This is a genomic window from bacterium (genome assembly GCA_030647555.1).
Taxonomy (GTDB): Bacteria; Patescibacteriota; Andersenbacteria; order UBA10190; family CAIZMI01; genus CAIZMI01.
This window is the reverse complement of record JAUSJG010000007.1, coordinates 147,531-172,405: the sequence shown is the minus strand read 5'-3', so window position 1 is coordinate 172,405 and position 24,875 is coordinate 147,531. Positions and strand designations below refer to the sequence as shown.

The following is a 24,875-nucleotide window of genomic DNA, read 5'->3' as shown; positions in this document are numbered from 1 at the left end:
AGTGAACTTTTAGATCATATTTGCTGTGGGTGGTAGTACGGTAATGCAACATACCTCGTACTGTAGACTAAACGATCGTTAAGCTGAAGCCTCCGCCTAAAGGCGGGGGATTCTCGACCCTCCCCGTGGATGATTATTGATAAAATATAAAAATAAGATTCGCAAAAGTAGAAAAATACATGAGTTTTTTGATGTAAACGGGGGTTTGTAATTATCTAAAAAATAATCTTTTTAAAATTGTTTGTCACAAACAGCTAGTTTTTATATTCCGCAAAATACAAGTCGTTTTATTTCTATCCGCTATCAGTCTTCTTTTTGTATTTCTGAGTCGTAAGAGTTATACTTAAGGTATAAAAATTATTTTAAGAATATTGTGTCTATGGAAAAGTTAAATACAAATGATTTACTTAAGTATAGTTTGGCTCTTTCTTCTTTGATTATAGGTATGAGTGTGGCTTATTATTTCGTGGTTTATATACCTCAAAAGGACAAAATTGAGCGTGATGTAGCTGAAAAAAATTTGCAGCTGCAAATAAAAAAAGAGCGGGACGAAAAAGAAGAAGCTTTAACACAAAAAAAAGGCAATCTAATTTTATATACAGGCTGTTTAGGGGCAGTAGAAAGAGACTACATGATTAATTGGAATAGGAATTGCCCCGTTTCTGGAATAGATACGAAAGAAGAAAACTGTAGTTTACCTGATCACATAGTTAAAAATCTAGAAGATTTTCGTAAAAATGAAACTGATAGTTGTTCAAATGATTTCCCTCATTAAGACAATTATATAAAAGGGGACGAAGTGGCTAAGATGGATTTGGGGTTTTATCTTGGGGTGATCTAAAGGTGTTAGTCACCATTAAATTACGGATTTTGTTTATTCCTTAGGACAAGGCAAAAAAGGCGAGGAACGGCGGTTGCTATAGTTCTGTCGGTGGCGGTAGTAAGAGAGAGAATTTATATAAAAAAATCCCGATCTGCATTTAAGCAGTCGGGCAAAGATTCAGTGTCGAAACCAACGAAAGAGCAACAAGGAAAGCAAACCTGTCCCCCACAAAAGTAGACTTGAGGGCTCGGGCACACTACTTTGTGTAATAAACGCTTCGGAACCAAAGGCACCACTAGAGCCACCAACCACCTGGCCTAAATCATTCAGAGCTTTAGCGCTACTGTTGAAAATTCCGCCCGACAAGTCACCAAGCGCTTGCATGCCATACTCGGGATCCCAAAAGAAACCTTCTTTGTAGGCGCTGCCACTCTCGGCGGAGCTAGACCAGCCAACAATCTGGCCTTGCTCGTTAATACTTTGAGCGACGCTATAGTAATCGCCACCCGGCAATTCTCCAATACCTTGTAAGCCATTCGCGGAATTCCAAATTGCCGCCTCGCCTCCGAGTGCACCAAGCGAGTAAACAGCAACTTGATTGTGCTCGTTAACGCTGAACGCCTCGCTGTAGAATGAGCCACCAGATAGGTCGCCCAATCCTGCCATAGGATTGTTAAGATTTGAATTCCAAATAAACGCTTCGGTTCCATTAGTCGAGTTAGACCAACCAACTACATACCCATTGTCGTTGATTGAGCGAGCAGCGCCCCACCCATCTCCACCAAGGGAGCCAATGACACGCATGCCATTAACGGCATCCCAAATAAACGGAACATTTCCGACGGCAGAGCTTGATTGACCAACGACTTGGCCGGCGTTATTAATTCCCATTGCCACACTGTAATAATTGCCACCAGGCAAGTCACCAAGCGCTTGCATGCCATTCACGTTGTCCCAGATAAATGCTTCAGTACCATTCGTTCCACTAGCTTGGCCAACGACTTGACCAGAACCATTGATAGCATTGGCTATGCTGAGAAAGTTTCCGCCGGATAAGTCACCAAGTCCAACCATCCCGCCGCCATTCGTCCAGAGAAATGCCTCGATGCCGTTGGATGATTGCGCCCTGCCAACAACCTGGCCGTTGTTGTTGACTCCATAGGCAGCTGATAAGTATGTATCGCCGGGAAGGTCGCCAAGGCCAATTAAGGCGGCAGTTACAACACTTTGTGTAATAGTTGCGTACACAAATACCGCGAACAACACAACCGTCTTCATCGTAAATCTCCTAAAATTGTGAAAGGAACCTTCATTACTTCGCCTACTTAGCGAATAGACAATAATGTTCTAATAAAGCATAGATGTCAACGGCACAGTCTCGCTTTTTGGGTTTTGCGTTGAAAAATCCCTGGTTCCAAATCAGTTAGCCAAAAACCAGCCCACCCGTCTTTTTCCCATTAAATATCTTCCAAAACACGCCCCCGTTTCCTTAACAATCCGATTCCATGATATAGACGTTTTTTCCGTTGAACATGTAACATTTTAGCTTGTTTTCCATAGTTATTTATTGTATTATGTGAATGAAATGACTATACACCGCAAAAAATATCAGAATGCCGTTTTGTACTTATGCCGAAAGCTAAAAGGCGAGGTACGAGGTAAGAAAAAATTAGCAAAATTGTTTTATTTTGCGGATTTTGATTTGTATGAAAAAACCCAGAAATCAATCACGGGCGATGTTTATCATGCTCTCCCCATGGGGCCGATGCCTTCGGCATTGGAAGAAATAACCAACGAAATGATAAAGAAAAAAATGCTCGGTGTCGAAAAAATCGAAGAACGAGAAGGATACAATCCAACCGAAGTATATAAATGTCTCGTCGAACCGGATTCCTCCGTTTTTGACGATGAAGAAAAGAAAATGCTTGATCGGATTGTTATCAAATACGGTCATCTCAACGGTAAACAGCTGGAAGAATTGTCTCACGCCGAAGCGCCATATATCGGTACGGAATTAAGAAAAGAAATACCGTATGAATTGGCGTACTATCGGGGTACCGATTTTAATAATATTGTTTCGCGTGAAAAAATAAGACAGGCGGTCGAGGAATCAAATCGTGATCAGCGGGAAATATTGAAGGAGTATGAACGAAAGTTTTCGGCCACAAAGTAAGTTGTTTACGAGAAAAGATGTGACAAATATTATGATAGACGAAATTATAAAAAAACAACTTGAGCAATATGCGCGGTCTTTGCGTCAACAAAATATTCCAGTACAAAAAATGTTTTTGTACGGTTCTTGGGCAAGGGGAAAACAAAATCAGTGGAGCGATATCGATGTGGCGGTGGTAAGTAAACAATTTGGCAAAGACCGAATCGATGAAATGGTTACTTTGCGAATGGCCGCCTTGCCGATTAATCCTGCGATTAGTCCATTTCCAATGCGTCTTGAAGATTTGGAAGATCGTTTTGGTACAGTTGCAAACGCAGTTAAGAAAGATGGACGAGAAGTAGTCGTCTGAAAATATCAGTCACTTAAAATAACGGTAATGGTTTATAAAAAAAGCGGTCGTGGTGAACCGCTTGCCTCCTGTTTCTTGAAAAACGCTAGACGCCGTATTTTTCTTTGTGCTTCCTCACGTTTTTTTGGTGGCGTTCTTTTGCCACGCAAAGTTTGCATGGCGCGACGAAATGCCAACTGGTGCCTGTTCCGTTGCTCTGCGCTACTTTATAGGTGGAATGAAAGAAAAACTTTTGCTGTTTTGGCCACCACCTTTTACATTTTGGACAAAACTTCACTATTAGTGACTCCTCTCGTTTTTCTTCGTGCATTTTTTGCGCCAATCTTGTGAGTTCCTTTTCTTTTTTTACTATGTGTGTCTCAAACGCCTTGAGCATCATTTTACTTCGTTGCCGACAAATTGCTTCAATTTTCTTTTTTATGGCTGGCAATGCCAAGGTTTCTGTAAGTGTCGGTTTCACGCCAAGTTGTTTCTGTCGGTTATCGACGGTCATTCTTGTTACGTCGAATTCCTTCGCAAGTTCGTCGGAAGAAAGGGTCGCGGAATGTCGAATAAGGTAGTTGTCAAAGCATTTTTTTTCACCGGGTTGCCAGATCTTTCTTTTTTTTGCGGCGCGCGAACGATTCTTGTGCGCTAGGCCCAATTTACCACAGTGTTTTCGTATGGAATTTGTTGAGCGGTTTGAATGGCCCAGCAACTCACAGCTCGCAATTGCTTCAGGGTGAACTCCTTCCGCGCGAAGTTGAGTTAGCTGTTCTTTTTGTGCCTCTGTTAATGGAGGATTCCGTTGTGGCAGAATTAGCTTCATTCTTAGTGCTTGTTTTCTGATGGCTCTTGGTGGCCTGCCGGGAATTTCGATGCTTTCAATCGACACGCCTTGTTCGATTAATTTTCTTAACAAAGCTTTTTGTTCTCTGCGTCTGAAATCCATATTCATTCTCCTTGCGTTGATTTTGAAAAAACAGGCTTGATTGCAAACGACGTTAGATTATCCATCCAGTTTAAAATATTTAACATCGAAAGTAGAAGTTGTCAATTTATGGTGTTTGACAACAACTAAAATATATGGTAGTATCCTTGGTTCGTGTTTTTTGAATGTACAATCACAGATAGTCCTTTTTAGAAAGGGGTTGCCGTGTTTACCAATCAAAAGCGCTTTGAAATCGCCCAGAAGCACCTGCAGAGTGTAGAGGCGCTCGATGCGCGAATCGATAATCGGCAGTTGAGGGCGGTGGTCGATTTTCTGCAGGCACACTGTCGTCTCATTGTTCCGAAGCTAGACGGAAAATTCTCTGGCGAACAACCGTTTCGAAAAAAATTTCGTGGTGATCACACTACGAATAAGATCGTTTGGGTTTACGTGTTTGATCCAGACGATTTAAGTGTTCTTCCCGATAATTGCATTAGTTCGTTGGGACTAAGAGACGACAAGGGACTGGCGTCTTACTTTCATCCGAACCGTTTTCTTGTCATGCGGGATTTGCACAATTGTTCCACTTTTCTAAGTGGCATGATTACTGCACACGAAGGGTTTCACGCTCTCAAGCATGCGGAACAAAACGCACCCTTCGCCGATTATGATTTGCACGAATTCGAGGCACACGACTTTGAGTTCGAGATCATGACGGAGATTGGTGGCTCGCTTTATCGGGCAGTTCTGGATCAGCGCGTGCGTCAGATTGAGCAAGAGTTGGGCGGTCGGTCTATCGCGGAGGTGCAAAAGTTTTCTGGTTTTCATTATCCGCCGCAACTGGACGAAGTGTGGGGCAGTCACAGCAACCCCGCAGAGACCAAAACAAGAAAGTGGCAACTGCATTTACACGCGCTATTTTGTTTGATCAAGCGTCTCGACGTCGACAAGAATGAGATGGCAAGGATTGCCACTCGTTGTTGGGACTGATCGCAACCATCATCACGCTACCGAACCCACGCCACAAACGGTCGTGGGTTTTTTCTTTGTTACAAATCTTTATCCCAAAACCAGCTCACCCGTCTTTTTCGCGTTAATTATCCCCCAAAACACGTCCGTTTCCTATCTAGAATCCTGTATTAGAGGGCGTTTACTTGTACTACTTGTTCAAGATGTAATCCCGATGGATCGGTGTGCCCGGCGCCAACGCTTTCGCCAACCGCCTTCAAACCATCGCGTACTTGCGACCATACTGATCCAGGATGAGAATTTATGTATAACGCAGCCGCGCCCGCTACATGCGGTGTAGCCATACTTGTGCCGTTAATAGTGTTGTAACCGCCACTTTTCCAAGTGGAAAAGATATTGACACCGGGAGCGCCAAGATCAACCACGTCGCCAAAATTACTAAAGCTGGCAAATGTATCATCGGCACCATAGCTTGTTGCTGAACCAAGTCCGCCTGATTTTCCATCAGAGTCGGCTAAAGCGGAAACAGTGATAACACTATCATCATAAGAGGCTGGTACAGAATTACTGGCATTCGCACCATCATTACCCGCGGCCACAACATATGTTACACCCACAGCAGTAGAGTTACAGATCGCTTTATGTAAAGCATCGTTATTGGAATTTCCGCAATTATTATCGCTTGTACCAGCGCCCCCCAAACTCATGTTGGCTACTTTTATATTGTATTGCGTGGCATTCGCTGTAACCCAATCGATTCCACAAATAACGGAAGACCAAGTTCCTGAACCGGACGAGTTAAGCACTTTAACTGCCGCCAGTTTCGCTTGCGGGGCTACTCCAATTGCACCGATTCCGTTATCGAGCGCGGCGATAGTGCCCGCCACATGCGACCCGTGTCCGTTATCGTCATTGCCAGTTTGTTTGCTTCGAACGCAACTTGTATTGGCAACAATATTTGCTTTAAGATCGGGATGCGTTAGATCAATACCTGTATCCAAAACGGCGATGCCGATACCGGCACCTTTGTTGGCAGTCAGTGGCGCCTGGATACGACTGATACCCGTGGGCGTAGTTTGGGGGATTGCGACCGGTGTTGGTTTAGCAAAAGCGGAAACTTCTCGGTCTTCTGAAACAAACTGCACTCGAGAATCATTTTTAATGTTTTCCAGCCGTACGGCCGGTATAGTGGCCGAAAAACCTTTCAACGCTCTAGTGTAAACATTACCAACAGTGAGGCTATTTGATTTAGCCATTTCATTCGCAACGTCTTGCGGATTTTGAGTGTTATCTCTTAAAACAACGATGTATTGTCCCGGAATTTTGGAGGATGCTGATCCTTGTGCGTTAACGCTCTTTGATACTTGCGATACCAATATCGCACCGACGACTAATAAGACAAATAAACTTACTTTTGATCGAAAGATATTTTTATGCATACCTGCAGTATATACGCCGTATTAAAAATGACAAAATGTGATAATGTTCCTTGTCCTTAACAGAGGGTCTTGTTGGATAAAAAAACCGCCTGTTGATTTGGCGGTGGGATCTTGATTTCGGACGAATGAATCAAGGAGGCTTCATTATCGCCATTTCTACCTCGGTGTTGGGATGGTATTCGTGAATCTCAATGTCAAATTCCGCAACGTCTTTCAGTTTATCGGGAAAATCGAGGACAGTGCAGATGATGCCCTTGCCGGTAATGATTGCTCTGTCTTCATCGCCAAGGTTGACGGCCCCAGTGAGCCACTCTTTAGGTAAATTTCTTTTGGCGAAACGGCGGGCAAACTTTGTAACCTTAAAAAAGGGCATAAATGTTTTGCCTTCTTTGCGAAACACGACAAGTGGAACCCATTTTTGAGCGACGCACTCATTTTCGACTTCTCTTGAATTCATGTGGCCTTGCGTGCAGACGATGGCGTAAAGCATTTTTGGTTCCTAGCGAAAAATGGTGATTGTGTAGTAAGGCTTCGTCCGTAAATAGAAATGAACAATTAGTTTGTACAATAATAAAATAGATATGGCAACAATTAATCACGAGCCAACGGTATTTTGTGGTATACAAAACATTGACAATATTTCATGTTTGCTCAACAATACCCTGTTCTGATTGATGTTCATTTTTTTCTGGAAATAAGGAGTGAAACATGCCAGGCACAATGTTTCGAGCTTGCAACCCTCGCGGTGGTCAGCGTTGTTTGTATGTCCTGCGCGGGACAGTGACGGCGCACACCGTTCGTGAGACCAGTTGGTGGATATTTAAGAATCGAATGAGGATGATTGAAATCCGCCTTAATCCCGAGCATGTTAAGGTCTTTAACCAAAGTGCGCAATCGAAGCTGTCGGCCTTAGACAACTGTCATCTTCAGGGGGGTGCAACGATCCTCACAGTCGGAGTGGATGACGAACGGCTTAAGGATTTTCCGGTTGGTGCTTTAGTTGCTGTTACTCTCGGTTACGCGGGCCCGATTCAGCAATTCTTCCGTGATTCCGACCCCCTGGCAATTATCGACATTCGAGTGGTCACTGAAGATGCGAAATTGGAAAATGAAGTCGAGGTTCCGCAGGCTGGTGTTGAGCCGACATGAAATTGTGTCGGTTTTTTCTTGTGCCGATAGGGTATAATAACAAGGTGAATTCAAAAATTTTGATTTGGGGTGGAATGTTTGTGGGATCCACGATTGGCGGGTTGATTCCTTCGCTTTGGGGCGCGGATATGTTTTCTTTTACGCCGATTTTGCTAAGCGGTGTTGGTGCTTTTGTCGGTATTTGGGCGGGATTTAAAATTTCCAACTACTTTAGTTAGAAACAAAAAGCAAAAATATAGCGTTGTGCTAAAATATGAAAATGAAGTTAAGTAATAACCCCATTTTGTTTTTAGCCGTTCGGCTTTGGAAATATGCCGAAGGCAATCGAAAAAAAGTCATCTTGTATGTTTTGTTGTCTATTGTTGCCAATGGTGTTAGTTCTCTTTGGCCGTTAGTAATGGCAAAATTACTGAACGTGGTTCAGGCCAGAGGTGTTACAAATGAAAGTTTGCCTTTGTTGTTGATATATTTAGGGATTTTCTTTCTAATCAGTTTAGTGTTTTGGACGTTTCACGGTCCATCTCGTTTAATCGAGCAAAAAAACGCGTTTTGGGTGCGCGCCAATTACAAAAAATATTTATTGGACGGCGTGATGGCTTTGCCGATTGAGTGGCACGTTGATCATCATTCCGGTGACACAATTGATAAGGTGGAAAAAGGCACGACTTCGCTATTCCGTTTTTCGGAGGATTCGTTTGAAATAATTGAGGCGTCGGTGCGTTTAATCACATCATGTATTATATTATCCTATTTTAATTACTATGCCGGTTTTATTGTGCTCGCTGTTGTTATTTTTACCATCACGCTCATCACGCAATTTGATAAAGTACTGGTGAAACAATACAAAGAAATTTATTCCGCGGAAAACAAAATTTCCGAGAAAGTTTTTGATTCAATCAGCAATATCACAACGGTAATAATTTTGCGGATTGAAAAATTAGTGTCGTCCGCCATTTACGAAAAAATTATGGCACCGTTTAAACTGGTGGTGAGAAACAACAGGATTAATGAAACAAAATGGTTTTTTGTGTCGGTGTGCAGTAGTTTAATGACGGTCCTTGTTTTGGGGTCGTATTTTCTTGCCAACATCAACGCGGGAACGGTGATTTTGGTGGGAACGGTTTACGCGTTGTATGGTTATGTGGATCGCATCAGCGATATCTTTTTCCGTTTTGCTTCTATGTATGGCATTATTGTGCAACGTAAATCGGCGGTGATGAACGCGGAAGAACTGGCCAAAGATTTCAGCGACATAAAGCGCGTGAAACAAATCGAGTTGAAAGCGAATTGGCGCGAGTTGAAAATTTCCGGATTGAGTTTTTCTTATCACCCTTACCACGGCGCGGAATTGCATTTGGATAATGTTTCAATGACGATAAAAAACGGCGCGCGGATTGCTTTGATCGGTGAAAGCGGGAGCGGAAAAACAACTTTCTTAAAAATTATTCGGGAATTATATAGTCCGCAAGATATTCAGCTTTATCTTGACGGTAAGTTGCTAAAAGAAGGATTTAAATCGATTAGCGAAGATATCGCGTTGATTCCGCAAGATCCGGAAATTTTTTCCACTACGATTAGAGAAAATATTACGATGGGTATCAACTATAAACCGGCCTATATAAAAAAGTTTACCGATATGGCTTGTATTTCCGACGTCATTGAGAGTCTGCCCAAGAAACTGGATTCCAATATTGTTGAGAAGGGCGTCAATTTGAGCGGTGGGGAAAAACAACGGCTTGCTCTCGCGCGCGGACTAATGGCCTGCGACGATAAATCGATTGTTTTACTGGATGAACCGACAAGCTCGATTGATACGCAAAACGAACTGATTATTTTCCAAAACATTTTCGCGAAGTTTAAAAAGAAATCGATTTTAGCGTCCATTCATCGGTTGCACTTGTTACGTCTATTCGAGGAAATTTATTTCTTTAAAGACGGAAAAATTATTGCGTCGGGGACACTTGAGCAATTACTGAAAGACTCTCCCGAATTCGTTGAGCTTTGGGAAAAATATCAGACGGTTAACAAGCAGGAATAAAAAAATCCCCGCGATTCACGAATGTGAATCAACGGGGAATTGAACGAGGAAAGAGCGACTAGGCTTTGGACGCGTCTAGGATCAGCTGTACCGCCTCGGCCACACTGGAACAGATGTGCAAGCTCTTCTTCTTTCGAAGCTGCTTGCTACCGGCGACGTAGGCGGCGACTGGTCCGTAACCCGAGATAATGAAGGTGGGCTTATCCGAGAGAAGTGCTTGGAGCACTTCTTCCAGCGTCCCATCTTCTCCACCCAGAGCGAGGACTGCGTGCGAGTCATCGATCATCCTGTAGCGCACGTCGTGCTTGTCTGGACCGACGAACACGACCGGCGAGTTGCCGAATGCTGGATCGACTTGTCCCCGCATGTGCTCTGTTTGATACAGACGCACCTCCGGTTGCGGAACCTTCTGGCTTGCCAGCACCGCCTTGAGGACGGCGCCGGGGTTGCCTTTGGGCGTTCCGGCAAACAGTGAGCAGTGAGGGCCAAGGTTGTCGGCGACGAAATCTACCGTTGCCTGTGGCAGGTTCTGCTGGCGCGCGCCCACGATTAGCACGTTGTGCATTTCGTGGGCTTGCCCGTTTTGAACCGCTTGAGGCAATGTCTCTTCCGGCAGACTTTGGCTTGCACGCTTGAGTGCTTGCCAACGCTTGGAAGAGGTGATTCGTCGCAATTCACGATCGAGACGATCGGCCTTGTCGGCAGCCTTCACTCGCTGTCGATGTTGCGCTGTTTCGCTTCGATGAGTCGCTTTTTCTGTCGCCACTTGCCGTCTGTGTTCCGCCCGACGCTCCTTTTGGCGTTGCTGCCATTTTTCGCGTTGGGTGGCGAGTTGTTCGTCGATGTCTGAGGTAGTGTAGATGTAGCCATCCGGCACTGCCAACAAACATCTGCGAATGTCGGTCGCGGCTTGCGACGGAAAATCAACGACCTTCGTGTGACTTCCCGGAGCGTAGTCGATCCCCATTAGTTGGGGGTTGTCCTCAAACGTTCGGTCGGGATCGACACCCCAATTGACGTTCAAGTGGTGACCGAGATTTTCGGCGTAGTCGTTTGATCCGACGATGGACCAACTTCGGTGTCCCAGTCTGGCTCGCCAGTTGGAATCATCGAAGTAACGCTCTAACACTCGGATCTGACGTCCCGAATCCACGGTCGAGTCCACAAAGAGGACATGCTTGTCTCGCAGAGTGCCGTCCGAAACGAATTCGAGGAGACGGTCTTCGTCCAGGCCTCGTCCGCCCTGGTCTACTTTGAGCGAGAACATGCAGGGCATGTTCAATGCTCGTTGAAGGATGATGCAGGGGAGTCGACCACCGCGGTCAATCGATACTAAGACCACATCATCGAGCCCAACTTTGAACTGACGCCGCAGGTTTTTCTTGACCGTGCAGTACAGCTCGTAGTATGGAATGGCGCGTGCGATCCTTTCCAGTTCGCCGACGGCTTCCAGGATCGCGTTGGCACGTTCGTATTCCGCGCGACTAATGCGAATCTTGATGCGGTCGATGCCTTCTGGATCATCCATGATCCGGCGATTGCGCAGGAGGGGGATTTTGTAGAATCCTTTCTGTTCATCGTCCTCATCTCGTCCGCGTGTGTAGGCGAAACGAAATACTTCGTTGGCCGCGTCGACATACTGCATGCGGAGGGAGTGTTCCATCTCCTCAAAGCCGACGATCTGTTGGAGTTTGAGCTTGAGCCGGGGGTGGAAAGTTTCATCCTCATACGTCGGCTCGACGTAAGGAGGTGGGCCGTAGCCGTATTTGGCGTACGCACTGAGCAGGCTCCATTGGATTGGGGATAGTGATGCAACCTGAACGACCGCTTGAGTGAGATACGCACCGACGTAACATCCCATTGACATGGACATGGCAGGGTTCCCTGAAGAAGGAGGAAAATTGTCAAAAAATCGTTCCGTAACTGAACGTAGTATATTATAAGATTTATTTGAATTTGTCAAATATAACGCGTAAGTAGCTCCTCACCCGCCTGAAAGTCGATATTACAGTAAGTATCAGAAAAATCCACCACCCCCGAGAAGTCGGGGGTCCATACTAATGTAATGCTTCAATAGTTGGTGTCCCAATCCACTGAGGCATTATGAATGTAACCGCTCACAGGTTGAGGAAGTGTGAGTAATTAGTTTGATTTGTAAGTAATTTTGTTTATCTGTGACCGACCCTGGCGTGCAGGGACGGTCCCAGATAAATCTCGACCAGTGAGTGGTTACATTACGATGCGTGTTACATTACGATGCGTTGACAATCGTGAAAATATAAGTATAGTAGAGGGTCGTCCTTTTTTGAAAATTTAATCTCTTTTTGGAGGATGGGTCGAATGATGTACCTACTGGGAGAACCGAAGTTTAATATCGCGCGTCGAAACGATTTCTTCGCCCCCGCTGGCCAAGCGCGGTTGTGCCAAGATGTCTTGGATGAGTCCAGGACGATGGCTATCGTGGCAGAAAATCTGAGAAGGGAGCACGCGGCGATCGCTTATGCTCTGAAACAGATGAGTGTCGATTTTCGAATCGTGTGTCGCGACATAACCAAGGTCGACCAAGCCTATGTGTTTACTCTCAATCAAGCGTTGGGTTGTAGGCTGGCGGCGTTTCCGGGTCACGCCCCTTCAACCGTCCTGTATCCGCGAGACTTCTGTACTGTCCATCAGGATTTGAAAACGCTGCTCCTCAATCCTTGTGGGATTGAGAGCGTCGTCTCATCTAAGGATGGGTGGCGGATTGCGAAGTCTGTGTGGGGTGAGGGCGGACGCATGCTCTACTCCGGAAGAACAGCACTTATCGGTGATCGTTTGCGAACCGAAGATGTTGGACCGTCACGGTCGCTTTGGGAAGACGATGTGCAGATTTTGCGCGAGATGGGTATGCAGTTTGGAGAAATACCTTTTCTTGTGGCCCTTCGTTATGGCTGGGGTGGTGTAACGGAAAAGGTTTCATACAACGACCACCTGGATCGGATTGGCACACTGCTCTCGGCTCAAGACAAGTCGCTCCATTTCGTAATGGATCGTTTGAACTTTTCCACGGAGTGGCTTCAGGGACAGAACTGGACAGCACGTGAACCGGGAGAAACAGTTGCGTTGCTTCAGCGGGTCTGTAAACCGCTCGACATCACAGTGCATGTGCCAGCCCAGACATTATGTGTTCCATACGCCCTTAATCTATTGCAGGTGGATGGTGGGCGTGTGCTCATGACTTCCGGTGATCCCGATGTGGAGGCGTTGGTCGCGGACATTGTTGGTCGCGAAAATGTCTTCACTACTGCCGTCCCGATTCGTTACTATCCAGTGTGGATGAACGCCGGAATTCGTTGCCTGGTAAGTGAAGCACCGGAGGTGATCATGAGAAGCGCGTAGCGATTGAGTCGCAAAGACCCGCCAATGTTTCTTAGAGACAGTGGCGGTTTTTTAATTTCGGCAGTGCGGTATTTATTGTTTTTTATGCGCGAAAAAGTAGTCGACATTGGGGTTATCTTCACGGAATTCTAAATCATAGAAAGGTGATAGATATTGCCGGAGAACACACAATGCTTCTTGTCCGTGCCATTCGCCAACGATGTTATTGATTTTTGCAAAGTATTCTTGGGGTAGCGAAGAAAATACTTCTATTTCTCCTCCTTCAATATCTATTTTTAGAATATCTATTTTTTCAAGCCTTTGTTCTAAGAATATTTCTGCCAGTGTTATCGGTTTTGCTTTTTGGCAAACAGGAGGCAAGTTCGCAGAAGTGGTTTCAAGCGCCCGATAATGTGTGGGTAGTTTCTTGCTCGGGCCACAGAGCATTATATCGTCAGTATTGTTTTTCCAGATTGCGTTATTGTAGAAAACTATGTTGGGAAATTTGGAAAGGTGTTGTTTTAGTATTTGAAAACCTACCATATCCGGTTCTACAGCGATTACTTTTTCTGCACCGTGACGCAGGGCAAGCAGTGAGAAGGTGCCAATATGAGCACCCAGATCAACCACCGTTTGACCCGCGATGGAAGGGGGAAGATTATAGCAATTATCAATAAAGACTTCCTTAAAAATAAAGGCATCATTGGTTTCGGTGCGGAGTTCAAAATTCAGTTCTTTACAATAAAGGCTTATTAGCGCTTGATATTCATCACCGAATCTTTTTATAGTTGTCGTTTTGTTAATTTCGTAGCCGTAGTGATTAACTATTCGATGAATAAAAGTTTTAAAAAAAATAGTTGTATTAAAATAAGCGCGTTTGTAATTGTTCATTTCTTTACCCGCATCGCGCGCGCGATTTCGCGGTTGGCTTCTTGTTTCTTTAGTGATTCGCGTTTATCGGCTTTTGATTTGGTGCGGGCGATGCCGAGTTGAACTTTAATCTTGCCACGCGAGGCATAGAATTTTAGTGGCACCATTGTTAATCCTTGGGCTTTATTTTTTCCGATAATCTTTTTTATTTCGGCGGTGTGTAGAAGCAATTTGCGGGAACGAGTCGGGTCATAACCGTCTGGGGCGTTGCCCGGCTGAAAACTGCCGATGTGAGCGTTGACCAAAATAACTTCTTCGCCCTTCAATGTTGCGTAGGCCCCCTTAAGGGAAACCGTGCCCTTGCGGGCCGATTTGACTTCGTGGCCGGTCAAAACAACACCCGCCTCAAGAGTTTCCTCGATGAGGTATTTATGGTGCGCTTCCTTGTTTTCGGCGATGGTGGACATAACTGTAATGAATTATGAATGATGATTGATGATTTTGGAAAGGTAATAAAAACCGGCTCTTTGACAGGGTCGGTGGGTTGGATGTATTTGTCACCCCGGTTCACTGGCTGCGTGACCAAGTTTTGCCAAGGAGAGGACTTGCTCAGCGGGGGTCTGTCCGGCTTGGATCGCAATGTCAATGTCTCGCAGGAGATCATGGTCCGTCAGACCCGTCATTGAAGCACCGTCTCCATGCGCCACGATGAGCTGGGAGGGGACTGTTGCTCGCTTTTTTTCCGGTGGCAGTGCGTAGGTAACGTACAGGCGGTTGCCGCTTTCTGTGAAGGTGACCACAATTTCTTGTTCCCAAGCCTTCTTCAGTCTTCCCAGGAAACCAGCGAAGAGACGAATCTCACTTTCGCTGTCCGTGTATGATCTCGTGGCGCACTTGTTTCTGAGTACCTCATCAAGAACAGATTCGAGCTGTGATCTGGAGGTGAATGAACCGAGATCAACCATATCGAGAAGTGTCTTGATGTTTTGTTTCCTGACTTCGGCGACCAGCCTGGGCAGAATACGCACAATCATGTCTGTAAGGGCAAGAACTTCTTGTAACCTGTTCATTTGCCGTATCCTTTGACGAATGTACATTGTGTGTTGAGACGCGCGATCAATTTAAAACTAAATACTTTATTTGTAAACGGCAAAAAGACAGGCATCGCCAGCGTCGCGTAATTATTCTGGTCATTTTTCGGTATTTAGTGCTATAAATGCTATACTAAAGCAATGCCCAGTAGTAATACAACTTCCAATTTCAAATTTCAGCGAGAACTATTGGTTTTGTGTATGGGCCCGAGGAATGTTTTAACATTAACCGGTTCTTCTTTTGAGCGATTCGAAATCGCTCAAATTGGAAGTTGATATACTGGGTATGCAAAATCTCCGAAACGAACTCCAATCAATCTTGAGGGTCGCCATTGAAAAGGCAGTCGCTGCTGGCGAATTGCCGAACATTGAATTAGGGAAAATTATTGTGCAGTATCCGCCGGCTAATCAAGCAATTTTGGGTGATTATGCAACACCTATTGCATTGGCGATTGGAAAGAAGAGTGGTAAGAATCCAATGGAGGTTGCGACAATAATTGTGAAAAATATAGAACCAAGTGAGTTTTTTATAAAAACCGAGATTATTGAACCGGGATTCATTAATTTTTTTCTTAATCCGCAGTGGCTCACAAAAAAACTTGATGACGTTACAGAGGAAGGTGATCGTTTTGGTAGCAACAATCAGGGATCAGGTCAAACAATTAATCTGGAATTCGTTTCTGCTAATCCGACCGGTATGCCAACCTTTGGAAATGGTCGCGCGCTTTTTTGGGCCGACTCATTAGGACGCGTTTTGGAGAAATCCGGTTGGGCGGTAACCCGCGAATACTACATTAATGACGTCGGTAACCAGGTAAGAATTTTTGGTGAATCTATTTTACGATCTATTTTGCGCCGAAGGGGAATTGATGTGGAATATCCGGAAAACATGTACCAAGGTGACGATGTGAAAATAATCGCGCAGAAAGTGGAGGAGCTTTATGTTGAAGATGTTGCGCACGAATTTTCGGAAAAAGATTTAGCTGATGAGGCATTTATTAATTCACTGGCGCGAAAATCGGTGGATACGGTCATTGAAGAAATCAGAAAGATGATTGAAGAAAAATGCAAAGTGCATTTTGATGTTTGGTTTTCAGAAAGAACGTTGCATGAAAAAGGCGAAGTGGCGGATGTGTTGGAAAAGCTGAAAAAAGCTGGATTGAGTTATGAAAAAGACGATGCTGTTTGGTTTAAGGCAACGGAATTTGGTGATGATAAAGATCGTGTATTGGTGAAAGGTGATGGCCACACGACGTATTTTGCGCCGGACATTGCTTATCATTTGGATAAGTTGGGTCGCGGTTTTTCAAAAATCGTTAATTTTTGGGGCGCGGATCACCACGGCGACGTAAAAAGATTGTTGGGTGGCGTGAAGGCAGTCGGTGGCGATGTGGAAAAGATCCAAATTATTTTGACGCAGATGGTGGCCGTGATTGAAGGTGGGGAAAGAAAGAAAATGTCGAAGCGGGCGGGTACGGCAATTCCGCTTGATAAAATGGTGGAAGAGGCGGGTCTTTCCGCGGCGCGGTTTATCTTGTGTATGAATTCTCTGTCTTCGCATATGGATTTTGATGTCGATTTGGCCAAGGAGCAAACTGATCGTAATCCGGTTTATTATGTGCAATACGCGTATGTGCGACTGGCTTCGATTATTCGCAAGGCAAAGGAAACTAATGTTTTGGACGGTGTTATCCCACCACCGGTGCGTGATATCGTGCCGCTTCGGCAGGTGGCCGAACATGAATTAATGCGTCAGGTATATCGTTTCCCGGAAATAGTGGATGATGTGGCGACTTCCTGGGAAGTGCATCGGTTGCCACATTATGCAATTGAGTTGGCCAAATCCATTCATTATTTTTATGACACGGTGCATGTTTTGAATAATGAAAATCGCAATGAACAAATTACGTTGATTCTTTTGATCTTGGCGGCGCGACAGACTCTTGGAAACGTGTTGGATTTGCTCGGCGTAGAAAAAATTCAGGTAATGTAAAAATTTTTATTTGTTAATAATTTTAAACATTTTATGCAAGGAAAAATAATTATCTACGGTGCGAAGAGTTTGGAACGTTATACAAAAAATATTTTAAAGAATGGTTTTATTAATTACGGTTGGCAAACAGAGGAAGGTGCGGTGGGGGATGGAAAAAACTTGGGTCTGGATATTGTGCTATACCAAATACATGGTGCGCCGCAAGCGGCGGAAGACGAGGCGATTATGGCGATGATAAAAGCGGCGCCGGCGGAACAGAAAGCGATTGTTTTGGTGCATCGTCCCGATGAGGTGCAAACTCGCTTGCCCGGAGTGGTGGAGCTATTGTCCGGTCTGTCTCCCAATAAGGCGCTGGCGTTTCTTGGTAATCTTCATCAAAATGATTCGTTTTATTGCGGAATCAAAAATAGATTTGTCGTGCCACACGGGTTCTTTGATATGAAAGACACCATTCAAACGGAACCGATTATCATCGGAACCCATACTACTTGGGGTGAAATGCGTTCCGTCGAGCACATGATTAAATTATTAGCGGAAGTTTTTAAATTGGATCCGAACAATGCGAGGAATATTTGGGGCTATTTGGGCGGAAAACCGAAAGAGCAGTTGCAAATTGACGGTCTGAAAAAAATTACCGCCGATAATTTCGGTGCCTTGGCCGTAAATTTCGTCGATATTAACAAAAATTCGGCGCGTGAAACTCTTCAAGGGGCGGCTAACGGGGAGCACACGATTTTGGTAGATTCGGAAAATATCGAGCCGGCGGATTTTGGGATGACGTTCAATGTACAAATGTATTATTTGGGCAACGCGATCAGGACGGGAGAAAGTTCCGGTTCTTTGCACATGAGTGTCGGCGTTCCCGTTATTTTGGAAATGAACGGTTCGGAGGTGATTGAAGATCTGAATATTATTCGCGTGCCTTATCAATCGTTGGCCGATATTAATTCGGTTGATTTCGCGGCGGGCGCGCAAAAAATTATTTCCGCCGTTGATGGCGGCGGTTATGTTAATATGTTGCAACACAATCTCGGACAAGCGCGGAAGTTCAATAACACTTTTGTGGCACAATCTTACGTGAAGATTTTTGAACAGCTGTAATTCGTTTTGGGGTGTAGAATAAGGACCGTGTAGAATAAAAACATAGACAAAACGAAGATTGGGAGAGATAATGATAGTCCAAGAGCATCAAGCCTAATCCTTTAACAAAAAACCATGAGAATAGGTATCGACGCCCACATCCTTTCGCCGGAGCATCACAAGCATCATCCTGATATTGCGGATTATACGCGCAGTCTTTTGCATTCATTGCTTGAACAAGACAAGGAAAACTTTTATGTAATTTTTGTTGATGCTAGGTTGCCTAAGGCGGAATTGGATTTGTTAAAAAAAGACAACACCGAGATTCGGCATTTTCCGTTCGCGCAGTACCGTGCGTATTTGCCATTCTTTTATTCGCATATGCTGGTTTCGTCTTTGTTGACCGCCGCGCGTTTGGATGTTTTTCATTCGCCGGAAGGGTTGATTCCGTATTTGTATCCGGGCAAAGTGATTACCACGTTTCATTGGGTGCCAACAGGGGAACGTGATTCGAATATTTTTGTGAACACGTGGATGTTGGGCGCGCGGGTTGGTTTTTCCGCGTTGTGCTGGAAAGCCAGTCATATTTTACTGCGTAACGGCAAAGATCGCGATATTCTCTGTGGCATTCATCATTTTCCGGAAGCGCGCGCGCACGTGATTCAATGTGTTGATTGTAAAACGGTGGACTGGAAAGAACACGCGCGAGAAGTGTTGGATATCTACAAATCCACCAAAAAAGAAAAACCAATCAAGGTGGTGGTGAAAAACGAAAACACCAAGCCGTCGTTGGTGCAACGCGTTCTACGCTTCAAGGCATCGAAGAAAAAAAACAGAATAAATCAAGATCCGTCCCAGTAGCACTGGGTCGGTCACTGATTCAGTTGACGTCTCAAACATAATAAAATACAGTACGAGGGTCGTTCCTTGTGTATTTTCCAAATGGTCGAATAGGAGTATTTTGCCATGTCGGAACCAAAAGTTTTTCCGCGCGTGTCGGACGAGAATTTATTGCGCCTAAAACGGGCAGTAGCCGAGCGATTTCCGAATGAACTGATCATTGTGAAGGCATTTTGCTGGCTTATCGACCACACTCAGGGTTTGACGCAGTCGGTTGCGACGTTCGCGCCGGAGGAGCAATACGACGAAAGCATTGGGATTGCCCTTGGTTTTCATGACCTTCGTAGTGGATCAGCTACCAGTTCAATTCAGCCGATGATGGATCGGATTGGCAATGGTTTTGTTACGTTTTCTTGCAACAATCGTTTCGTCAAGGGTGACTACGATGAACACAGTGGAGGAAACACCTTACGAATTTCCGCAAGTGGGGTGAATTATGATGAGGTTGAAATCCCGTTTGATCTCACGGCGATTGAAGCGACGCCCTTGCCGGAGTAAACACAACCGCAGCTAACCACGCGGTTTTTTTGTTTTTCTTTCGCAAAAGAAAAACAATCCCCCATAGCTTTAGCGACGGGGGATGGGTGCTGGTGTTCACGGCTTGCCTAGACGCGTTTATTTTCCTATGCTCATTGCGTATGACTGACGGAAAAGAAAACTTGCCCCGCGAAGCTTTACCGCGCCACGCCGTAGCTTTATGCGAAGGGTGGGCGAAGTGTGGGTTTCATTTACCCTCCAAGCAATCTTTCCCGGCGATGGAAGATGCGACTTTGAAATTTTGGCAAGAAAATAAAATTTTTGAAAAGTCGGTTGAAAGTCGACCGGAGGATAATCGGTTTGTTTTTGTAGATGGTCCGCCGTTTGTGAGTGGCAGTCCGCACTACGCGCACTTGCTGGTTTCGATCGCCAAAGATTTAGTGCCTAGATATTGGACAATGAAAGGAAAAAGGGTGCGCCGTGTTTGGGGTTGGGATTGTCACGGCTTGCCGATTGAGGCGAAGGTTAATGAAAAACACGGGATTCGCAATCGTAAGCAAGTGGAAGATTTTGGTGTGGATAAATATGTGGCATTGTGTCGCGAGTTTGTGGAAGAGCAAATTAGCGATTGGCGTTGGTATATCAACAAAGTGGGTCGTTGGGTGGATTTGGATCATGCCTATAAAACAATGGACGGACAATTTGGGGAATCAGTTATTTGGGCTTTCAAGCAAATGTACGAAAAAGGCTTGATTTATCGCGGTAAAAGAACGTCGCTTTATTCCACGGAGACTTCAACGCCGGTCTCGGAATTTGAAGTAGCGATGGATCCGGACAATTACCAGGAAGTGGAAGATTTAAGCGTGTTTGTAAAGTTTAAAGTGAAAGACGAACGTTTTGAAGATGTGGCGAACGGACTCCCTGTCTATTTCTTATCTTGGACGACAACGCCTTGGACGTTGCCCTCAAATTTTGCACTCGCGGTTAACCCGGCTTTTACTTACGTCTTGGCGGAATCAGAAAATACCTTATTTATTCTTGCGGAAGATTTAGTCAAAAACTCCTTTCAAGAAAAATTGGTAAATGTTTTGCAAAGGTTCAGTGGGGAATCGTTACTAGGAATCGCGTATGAACCGCTGTTTAATAATTTTGTCGACAAATGCAAATCGGCCGATTATAAAGTTTATTCTTCTGATGGCGTAACAAATACGGAAGGTACGGGTGTTCTGCATGTCGCCCCCGCGTTTGGCGAAATGGATTATAACTTGGGATTGCAATTTGGGTTATCTGATCTTTCAGATATTGATGAAGAAGGGAAGATGTTGATCGATCCTTGGCGTGGGGTGTATATTCGCAAGGCTTCTGTGTTAATCGCGGAAGAAATGGAAAAAACGGGGCAACTTTATCGCAAGGAACTTTATAAGCATCGTTTGCCTTTCTATCGCAGTAAAAGTCCGCTTATTTATGTGGCGCAAGAAGCCTATTTTGTGAATCTAAAAGAAATCAACAAGAGAATTTTGGAGCTTAACCAAGATGTGCAGTGGGTTCCCGAAGTCTTTAAAGACGGACGTTTCCGTGAAGTTGTACAAGGGGCGCCGGATTGGTGTATCAGTCGCAAACGCTATTGGGGCACAGTGATGCCGATTTGGCGTAGTGAAGATGGCGAGGAAATTGTCATCGGCAGTATCGCGGAGTTACGCCAGTATACGGAGCAGGTGACGGAAAAAGTTGAAGGGGATAAAAAATCCTATTTCTTTGGCGATCGGCCACTTTCTTTCCATCGCGATATTATGGATAAAATTATTCTGAAAAAAGACGGTAAAGAATTTCACCGTATCGTCGATATTTTGGATGTTTGGCTGGATTCCGGGTCCGTTCCTTTTGCCGAGTATCATTATCCGTTTGAAAACAAGGAAGTTTTTGAAAAAGGTTTCCCCGCTGATTTCATTATTGAATATACGGGACAGATTCGCGCCTGGTTCCAAATCCTTTTTCGGATCAGTACGGCGTTGTTTGATCGCGCGCCATTTAAGAATGTCGTGGTGACCGGTGTGTTGGCCGGGACGGATGGGCGTAAGATGAGTAAAAGTTATAATAATTATCCCGACACCAAGGGTGTTCTAAATACTTTGGGTGGTGATGCGTTGAGACTTTATTTCATGGCCTCACCGTTAATGTTGGGTGAAAGCGCAAATTTGAGTGAGACCGAGATGACTAATAAAGTACGTGGCGTTCTAAATATTCTTTGGAATTCGGTGGTCTATTTCTTGACTTATGCCGTGGAACACGATTTCGAATTGTCGGATGCAAAATCAGACAACATTTTGGACCGTTGGATAAATGCGCGTTTGGAGCAGACAGTTCAAGCGGTTGCTACCGGGATTGAAACATACAACATTCCTCCGGCGGTAAGAACGGTCGAAGAATTTATTAATGATTTATCCACTTGGTATATTCGTCGCAGTCGTGAACGGATTTTCAGTGGCGATAAGCAGGCGTTGGCTACTTTGTATGTTGTCTTGTTAAAAACCGCAAAAGCGATTGCGCCCATTGTGCCATTTATTTCCGAAAACATTTATCAGGAATTGAAAAGAGGAGGCAAGGGAGAATTTAAAGAATCGGTGCATTTGGAAGATTATCCGGTTGTCGATAAAGAATTTATAAAGAACAATGCGGATTTGTTGAGTGATATGGAAAAACTGCGTGCCGTTGCTTCATTTGCGCACGCGATTCGCAAGGAAAATAATCTCGCCATCAAACAGCCACTTTCTGTGATGTGGGTTTCGGAAAATGTTGGCCTATCGGCTGGTTTGCTGGAGGTTTTACAAGATGAGTTGAATGTAAAAGAAGTTAAACTTGCCACTCCTCCGGACGATGTAAAAAAATCTTTGCGCTTTAACGAACAAGAATATTTTATCGGTCTTGCTACGAAACTCTCGGAAGAGCTTAAACTTGAAGGCGATTTGCGCAATTTGGTGCGTCAGGTTCAACGTATGCGTCAAGAAGCAGGTTTGAATGTGGGCGATCGGATTGTTTTGACGCTGGAAGATACGGAGGTTAACAAAAAAGTTTTCACTACATTCGCGGACGAGTTTAAAAATCGTGTGGGCGCAAAAGAAATTTTATTTGGTATGGAAACAGGAATTCGACAGGAATGATGATTTAGGATTTATGAGTCTTAAACCGAATCGTTTTTCATAAATCATCATTCGTAAATCATTAATCATATTCGTTCGCTTGACAATCATTGTGGTGGGAGTATTTTGTAAATAGGTTCTTTGGCAAGTATGCGGGTCGCGGAGGGGTTGTCCACAGTGGGACAAGAAATGGGTGCCAACACTGGGTTTGCGTCGATTGGAAGTTTCAGTGTGGGTTTGCCAGCTATGCAGAGTTCGCTCAGTGTTGGCACGCCAGACAGCTTGATGTCATTCTGGTCGGTCGGACACAAAGCTGTGTACCATTTCTCTTTCTCCAGTTGCTAGTTCTTCTCTCCGCGCCCGCACCTTATACCCACCCATGACATCGCTCATGGGTGTTTTCTTGTTTGTTTGACATTGCAAAAGCAGGGTTTACAATGGTTGAGCGTAGTTCTTTTAGCATATTTCGAGAGCGGGCAAGAACGCCGGATGTGCTTTCGGGTTTGAAAGTAGCCCGCAAGTGTTACAGAGTAGACAGCCCATCTTCCGCAGGGAAACAAGTCTGCTCCAGTATGGTTTCACTCCAAATGAGACCACATCCAGTCCCACCTTATTGTTCTTGCTCGCTCTTTTTCGCATACAGCCGTAACATCAGGTTACGGCTTTTTCTTTTTTGAGAATCACTTGTATTGTTGACCTATGAAGACAGGATTAAGACGTTTAAGGGGGTTGATAATTCACCGCTCGATGGTGCGGGAGAAAGATATGATTATTGAGGCTTATACGCGCGAGGAGGGGCGAGTAAGTTTTTTCGCACCCGGGATTCGGCATGTTTCGTCACGGCGGGCGGGGCATTTGGAAACTCTAATGGAGACTAATCTTATTTTGGTAAACACCAAACGTGGCAATTCATTGAGTGAGGCGCGTGTGTTAAAAACTTTCCCAACGCTAAGAACCGATTATGATCGATTGGAAATTGCTTATGATATCGTCAAAACATTAAGACACTACACTGGCGAAGGACAGGGGGATACAAAATTATATGATGTGGTTATTAATTGCTTGACGTGGGCGAATGAAAGCAAGGAAACGCCCCGTTTTTTGCGTGAGATTGTGGCGGTGCAGTTGCTAAGATTTTTAGGAGCGCTTCCCGATTTATATTCCTGTACACATTGTCGCAAGCGTTTAAAAGAAAATGATTTTTCCTTTAAAAGTCATGAACGTGGTTTTTGGTGTTGTGAATGTGGTGAAGAAAAAGATGAAATTATGACTGATGTCGTTAAAATTATTAGAATATTTTTTACGGGCAAGGAAAATATATTTAAATTACAAATTTCCGATGCAAGTTTGCGACGGTTACGGCAAATTACATTAGAGCTTTTACGCGCGCAGGGCGGTGTTGCAAAGGGATGAATAAACGATAAAGTAAAGTTTATGGATCATCTTGTTGTCTACCCTGAACGAGAACTAAACAAGCTTTGTAAAAAGCGTCGTGCGCGCATTGTTTGGGTGCGAAAAAGACGTGAGCCACCCGTGGGGGTGGTGAACAAGGGTGATCTACTATATTTCAAGGGTTCCGGCGGCGGGGTGGTGGGTTTGGCGCGTGTGTTGAAGGTTAAAGATTTTTTGCGGGGCGGAAGATACGTGGTGTCGCTCGGCATTTCAAAACCGCGCGTATTTAAGATGCCATTTTCTGTTATTAAACGCGATCGAAGATCGTGGGTTGTTTGCAACAGTAAAAATAATATTGATCAACAACCATTATTTGCTTTACAGAGTCCTACTCTGGCTGATTGTATCAAAGCGGTAAAAAGTCATTATCGTGGGCTTCCTGGAAACAAATTAGTTCTGGAAACAGTTCAGTATCTTTCTGAAAATAAGGATGTGGCAAAACAATCGTCGGGCCTCCTCTTTTTGTTGGCAATAATCTTGGCGGAAAAAAACGGTATTGATTTGCAAGAAGAGCTTCGGCACCTGTTGGCAAAACAATCCGAAAAAGTGTCGCCATTGGCAGTTTTTCGGGGGAAATAAAGGAAAGAATATTGAGAACGTTTTTCAGTAAATTTTTTGTGTGGAAAACGGGGATTAACTGCTTACAGGTTAAGGATAATCATAAATAG

Annotated in this window: 23 protein-coding genes; 15 read left to right on the top strand and 8 right to left on the bottom strand. The window is 44.6% G+C overall.

Annotation, left to right across the window (positions count from 1 at the left end; all coding sequences use genetic code 11):
* The first annotated feature begins 379 nt into the window (after positions 1–379).
* Positions 380–775, top strand: a complete 396-nt coding sequence (locus tag Q7S57_02085; GenBank protein MDO8512036.1) for a hypothetical protein — start codon at positions 380–382, stop codon at positions 773–775.
* 225 nt (positions 776–1,000) lie between these two features.
* Here the strand turns inward: Q7S57_02085 and Q7S57_02080 are convergent, their stop codons facing one another.
* Positions 1,001–2,101 carry a PEP-CTERM sorting domain-containing protein gene (locus tag Q7S57_02080; protein ID MDO8512035.1) on the bottom strand — a complete coding sequence of 367 codons (1,101 nt, stop codon included), beginning with the start codon at positions 2,099–2,101 and terminating at the stop codon, positions 1,001–1,003.
* 307 nt (positions 2,102–2,408) lie between these two features.
* Between Q7S57_02080 and Q7S57_02075 the strand changes: the two genes are divergently transcribed.
* Both Q7S57_02075 and Q7S57_02070 read left to right on the top strand, forming a co-directional pair.
* Positions 2,409–2,996 carry a Panacea domain-containing protein gene (locus Q7S57_02075; protein ID MDO8512034.1) on the top strand — a complete coding sequence of 196 codons (588 nt, stop codon included), beginning with the start codon at positions 2,409–2,411 and terminating at the stop codon, positions 2,994–2,996.
* Positions 2,968–3,345: a nucleotidyltransferase domain-containing protein gene (locus Q7S57_02070; GenBank protein MDO8512033.1), complete on the top strand. Its 378-nt coding sequence runs from the start codon at positions 2,968–2,970 to the stop codon at positions 3,343–3,345. The genes Q7S57_02075 and Q7S57_02070 overlap by 29 nt, the downstream gene beginning before the upstream one ends.
* Positions 3,346–3,430: 85 nt before the next feature.
* Here the strand turns inward: Q7S57_02070 and Q7S57_02065 are convergent, their stop codons facing one another.
* The gene (locus tag Q7S57_02065; GenBank protein ID MDO8512032.1) at positions 3,431–4,276 is read right to left on the bottom strand and encodes a hypothetical protein; all 846 of its coding nucleotides are present in this window, start codon (positions 4,274–4,276) and stop codon (positions 3,431–3,433) included.
* A gap of 204 nt (positions 4,277–4,480) precedes the next feature.
* On the opposite strand from Q7S57_02065, the gene Q7S57_02060 reads away from it, so the two are divergent.
* Positions 4,481–5,245, top strand: a complete 765-nt coding sequence (locus Q7S57_02060; GenBank protein MDO8512031.1) for a hypothetical protein — start codon at positions 4,481–4,483, stop codon at positions 5,243–5,245.
* A 149-nt stretch (positions 5,246–5,394) separates the two neighbouring features.
* Here Q7S57_02060 and Q7S57_02055 read toward each other — a convergent pair whose 3' ends face one another.
* Both Q7S57_02055 and Q7S57_02050 read right to left on the bottom strand, forming a co-directional pair.
* A complete protein-coding gene (locus Q7S57_02055) occupies positions 5,395–6,663 on the bottom strand; it encodes a S8 family peptidase (protein ID MDO8512030.1) in 1,269 nt (422 codons plus the stop codon).
* A gap of 130 nt (positions 6,664–6,793) precedes the next feature.
* On the bottom strand, positions 6,794–7,153 hold the full coding sequence (locus Q7S57_02050; GenBank protein ID MDO8512029.1) for a hypothetical protein: 360 nt from the start codon (positions 7,151–7,153) through the stop codon (positions 6,794–6,796).
* Positions 7,154–7,371: 218 nt separating this feature from the next.
* Here Q7S57_02050 and Q7S57_02045 point away from each other — a divergent pair, with 218 nt between their 5' ends.
* The 3 genes from Q7S57_02045 to Q7S57_02035 are packed head-to-tail and all read left to right on the top strand — an operon-like array spanning position 7,372 to position 9,850.
* Entirely contained in the window at positions 7,372–7,812 is a 441-nt protein-coding gene (locus tag Q7S57_02045; protein MDO8512028.1) for a hypothetical protein, read from the top strand.
* The gene (locus Q7S57_02040) at positions 7,809–8,030 is read left to right on the top strand and encodes a hypothetical protein (GenBank protein ID MDO8512027.1); all 222 of its coding nucleotides are present in this window, start codon (positions 7,809–7,811) and stop codon (positions 8,028–8,030) included. Before Q7S57_02045 ends, Q7S57_02040 begins: the two co-directional genes overlap by 4 nt.
* 41 nt (positions 8,031–8,071) lie before the next feature.
* Entirely contained in the window at positions 8,072–9,850 is a 1,779-nt protein-coding gene (locus tag Q7S57_02035; protein MDO8512026.1) for an ABC transporter ATP-binding protein, read from the top strand.
* Between the two features lie 58 nt (positions 9,851–9,908).
* Here the strand turns inward: Q7S57_02035 and Q7S57_02030 are convergent, their stop codons facing one another.
* Positions 9,909–11,723 carry a hypothetical protein gene (locus Q7S57_02030; protein MDO8512025.1) on the bottom strand — a complete coding sequence of 605 codons (1,815 nt, stop codon included), beginning with the start codon at positions 11,721–11,723 and terminating at the stop codon, positions 9,909–9,911.
* A 467-nt stretch (positions 11,724–12,190) separates the two neighbouring features.
* Between Q7S57_02030 and Q7S57_02025 the strand changes: the two genes are divergently transcribed.
* A complete protein-coding gene (locus Q7S57_02025; GenBank protein MDO8512024.1) occupies positions 12,191–13,228 on the top strand; it encodes a hypothetical protein in 1,038 nt (345 codons plus the stop codon).
* A gap of 72 nt (positions 13,229–13,300) precedes the next feature.
* On the opposite strand, the gene Q7S57_02020 is transcribed toward Q7S57_02025, so the two are convergent.
* The 3 genes from Q7S57_02020 to Q7S57_02010 form a co-directional block, all read right to left on the bottom strand.
* Positions 13,301–14,098 (bottom strand): FkbM family methyltransferase, encoded by a 798-nt coding sequence (locus tag Q7S57_02020; protein ID MDO8512023.1) that lies wholly within the window; start codon positions 14,096–14,098, stop codon positions 13,301–13,303.
* On the bottom strand, positions 14,095–14,544 hold the full coding sequence (gene smpB / locus Q7S57_02015) for an SsrA-binding protein SmpB (protein MDO8512022.1): 450 nt from the start codon (positions 14,542–14,544) through the stop codon (positions 14,095–14,097). Before smpB ends, Q7S57_02020 begins: the two co-directional genes overlap by 4 nt.
* A gap of 90 nt (positions 14,545–14,634) precedes the next feature.
* Entirely contained in the window at positions 14,635–15,147 is a 513-nt protein-coding gene (locus Q7S57_02010) for a hypothetical protein (GenBank protein MDO8512021.1), read from the bottom strand.
* 307 nt (positions 15,148–15,454) lie between these two features.
* Here Q7S57_02010 and argS point away from each other — a divergent pair, with 307 nt between their 5' ends.
* The 7 genes from argS to Q7S57_01975 all read left to right on the top strand — a co-directional run bounded on the left by argS (position 15,455) and on the right by Q7S57_01975 (position 24,786).
* On the top strand, positions 15,455–17,161 hold the full coding sequence (gene argS / locus Q7S57_02005) for an arginine--tRNA ligase (protein MDO8512020.1): 1,707 nt from the start codon (positions 15,455–15,457) through the stop codon (positions 17,159–17,161).
* A 33-nt stretch (positions 17,162–17,194) separates the two neighbouring features.
* Positions 17,195–18,262 carry a hypothetical protein gene (locus tag Q7S57_02000; GenBank protein MDO8512019.1) on the top strand — a complete coding sequence of 356 codons (1,068 nt, stop codon included), beginning with the start codon at positions 17,195–17,197 and terminating at the stop codon, positions 18,260–18,262.
* A 114-nt stretch (positions 18,263–18,376) separates the two neighbouring features.
* Positions 18,377–19,102, top strand: a complete 726-nt coding sequence (locus Q7S57_01995; GenBank protein ID MDO8512018.1) for a hypothetical protein — start codon at positions 18,377–18,379, stop codon at positions 19,100–19,102.
* Positions 19,103–19,207: 105 nt separating this feature from the next.
* Positions 19,208–19,639 carry a hypothetical protein gene (locus Q7S57_01990; GenBank protein ID MDO8512017.1) on the top strand — a complete coding sequence of 144 codons (432 nt, stop codon included), beginning with the start codon at positions 19,208–19,210 and terminating at the stop codon, positions 19,637–19,639.
* 140 nt (positions 19,640–19,779) lie between these two features.
* A complete protein-coding gene (gene ileS, locus Q7S57_01985; GenBank protein MDO8512016.1) occupies positions 19,780–22,776 on the top strand; it encodes an isoleucine--tRNA ligase in 2,997 nt (998 codons plus the stop codon).
* Positions 22,777–23,454: 678 nt separating this feature from the next.
* A complete protein-coding gene (recO, locus tag Q7S57_01980) occupies positions 23,455–24,168 on the top strand; it encodes a DNA repair protein RecO (protein ID MDO8512015.1) in 714 nt (237 codons plus the stop codon).
* A gap of 21 nt (positions 24,169–24,189) precedes the next feature.
* Complete coding sequence (locus tag Q7S57_01975) at positions 24,190–24,786, top strand: hypothetical protein (GenBank protein MDO8512014.1); 597 nt, start codon at positions 24,190–24,192, stop codon at positions 24,784–24,786.
* Positions 24,787–24,875 lie beyond the last annotated feature (89 nt).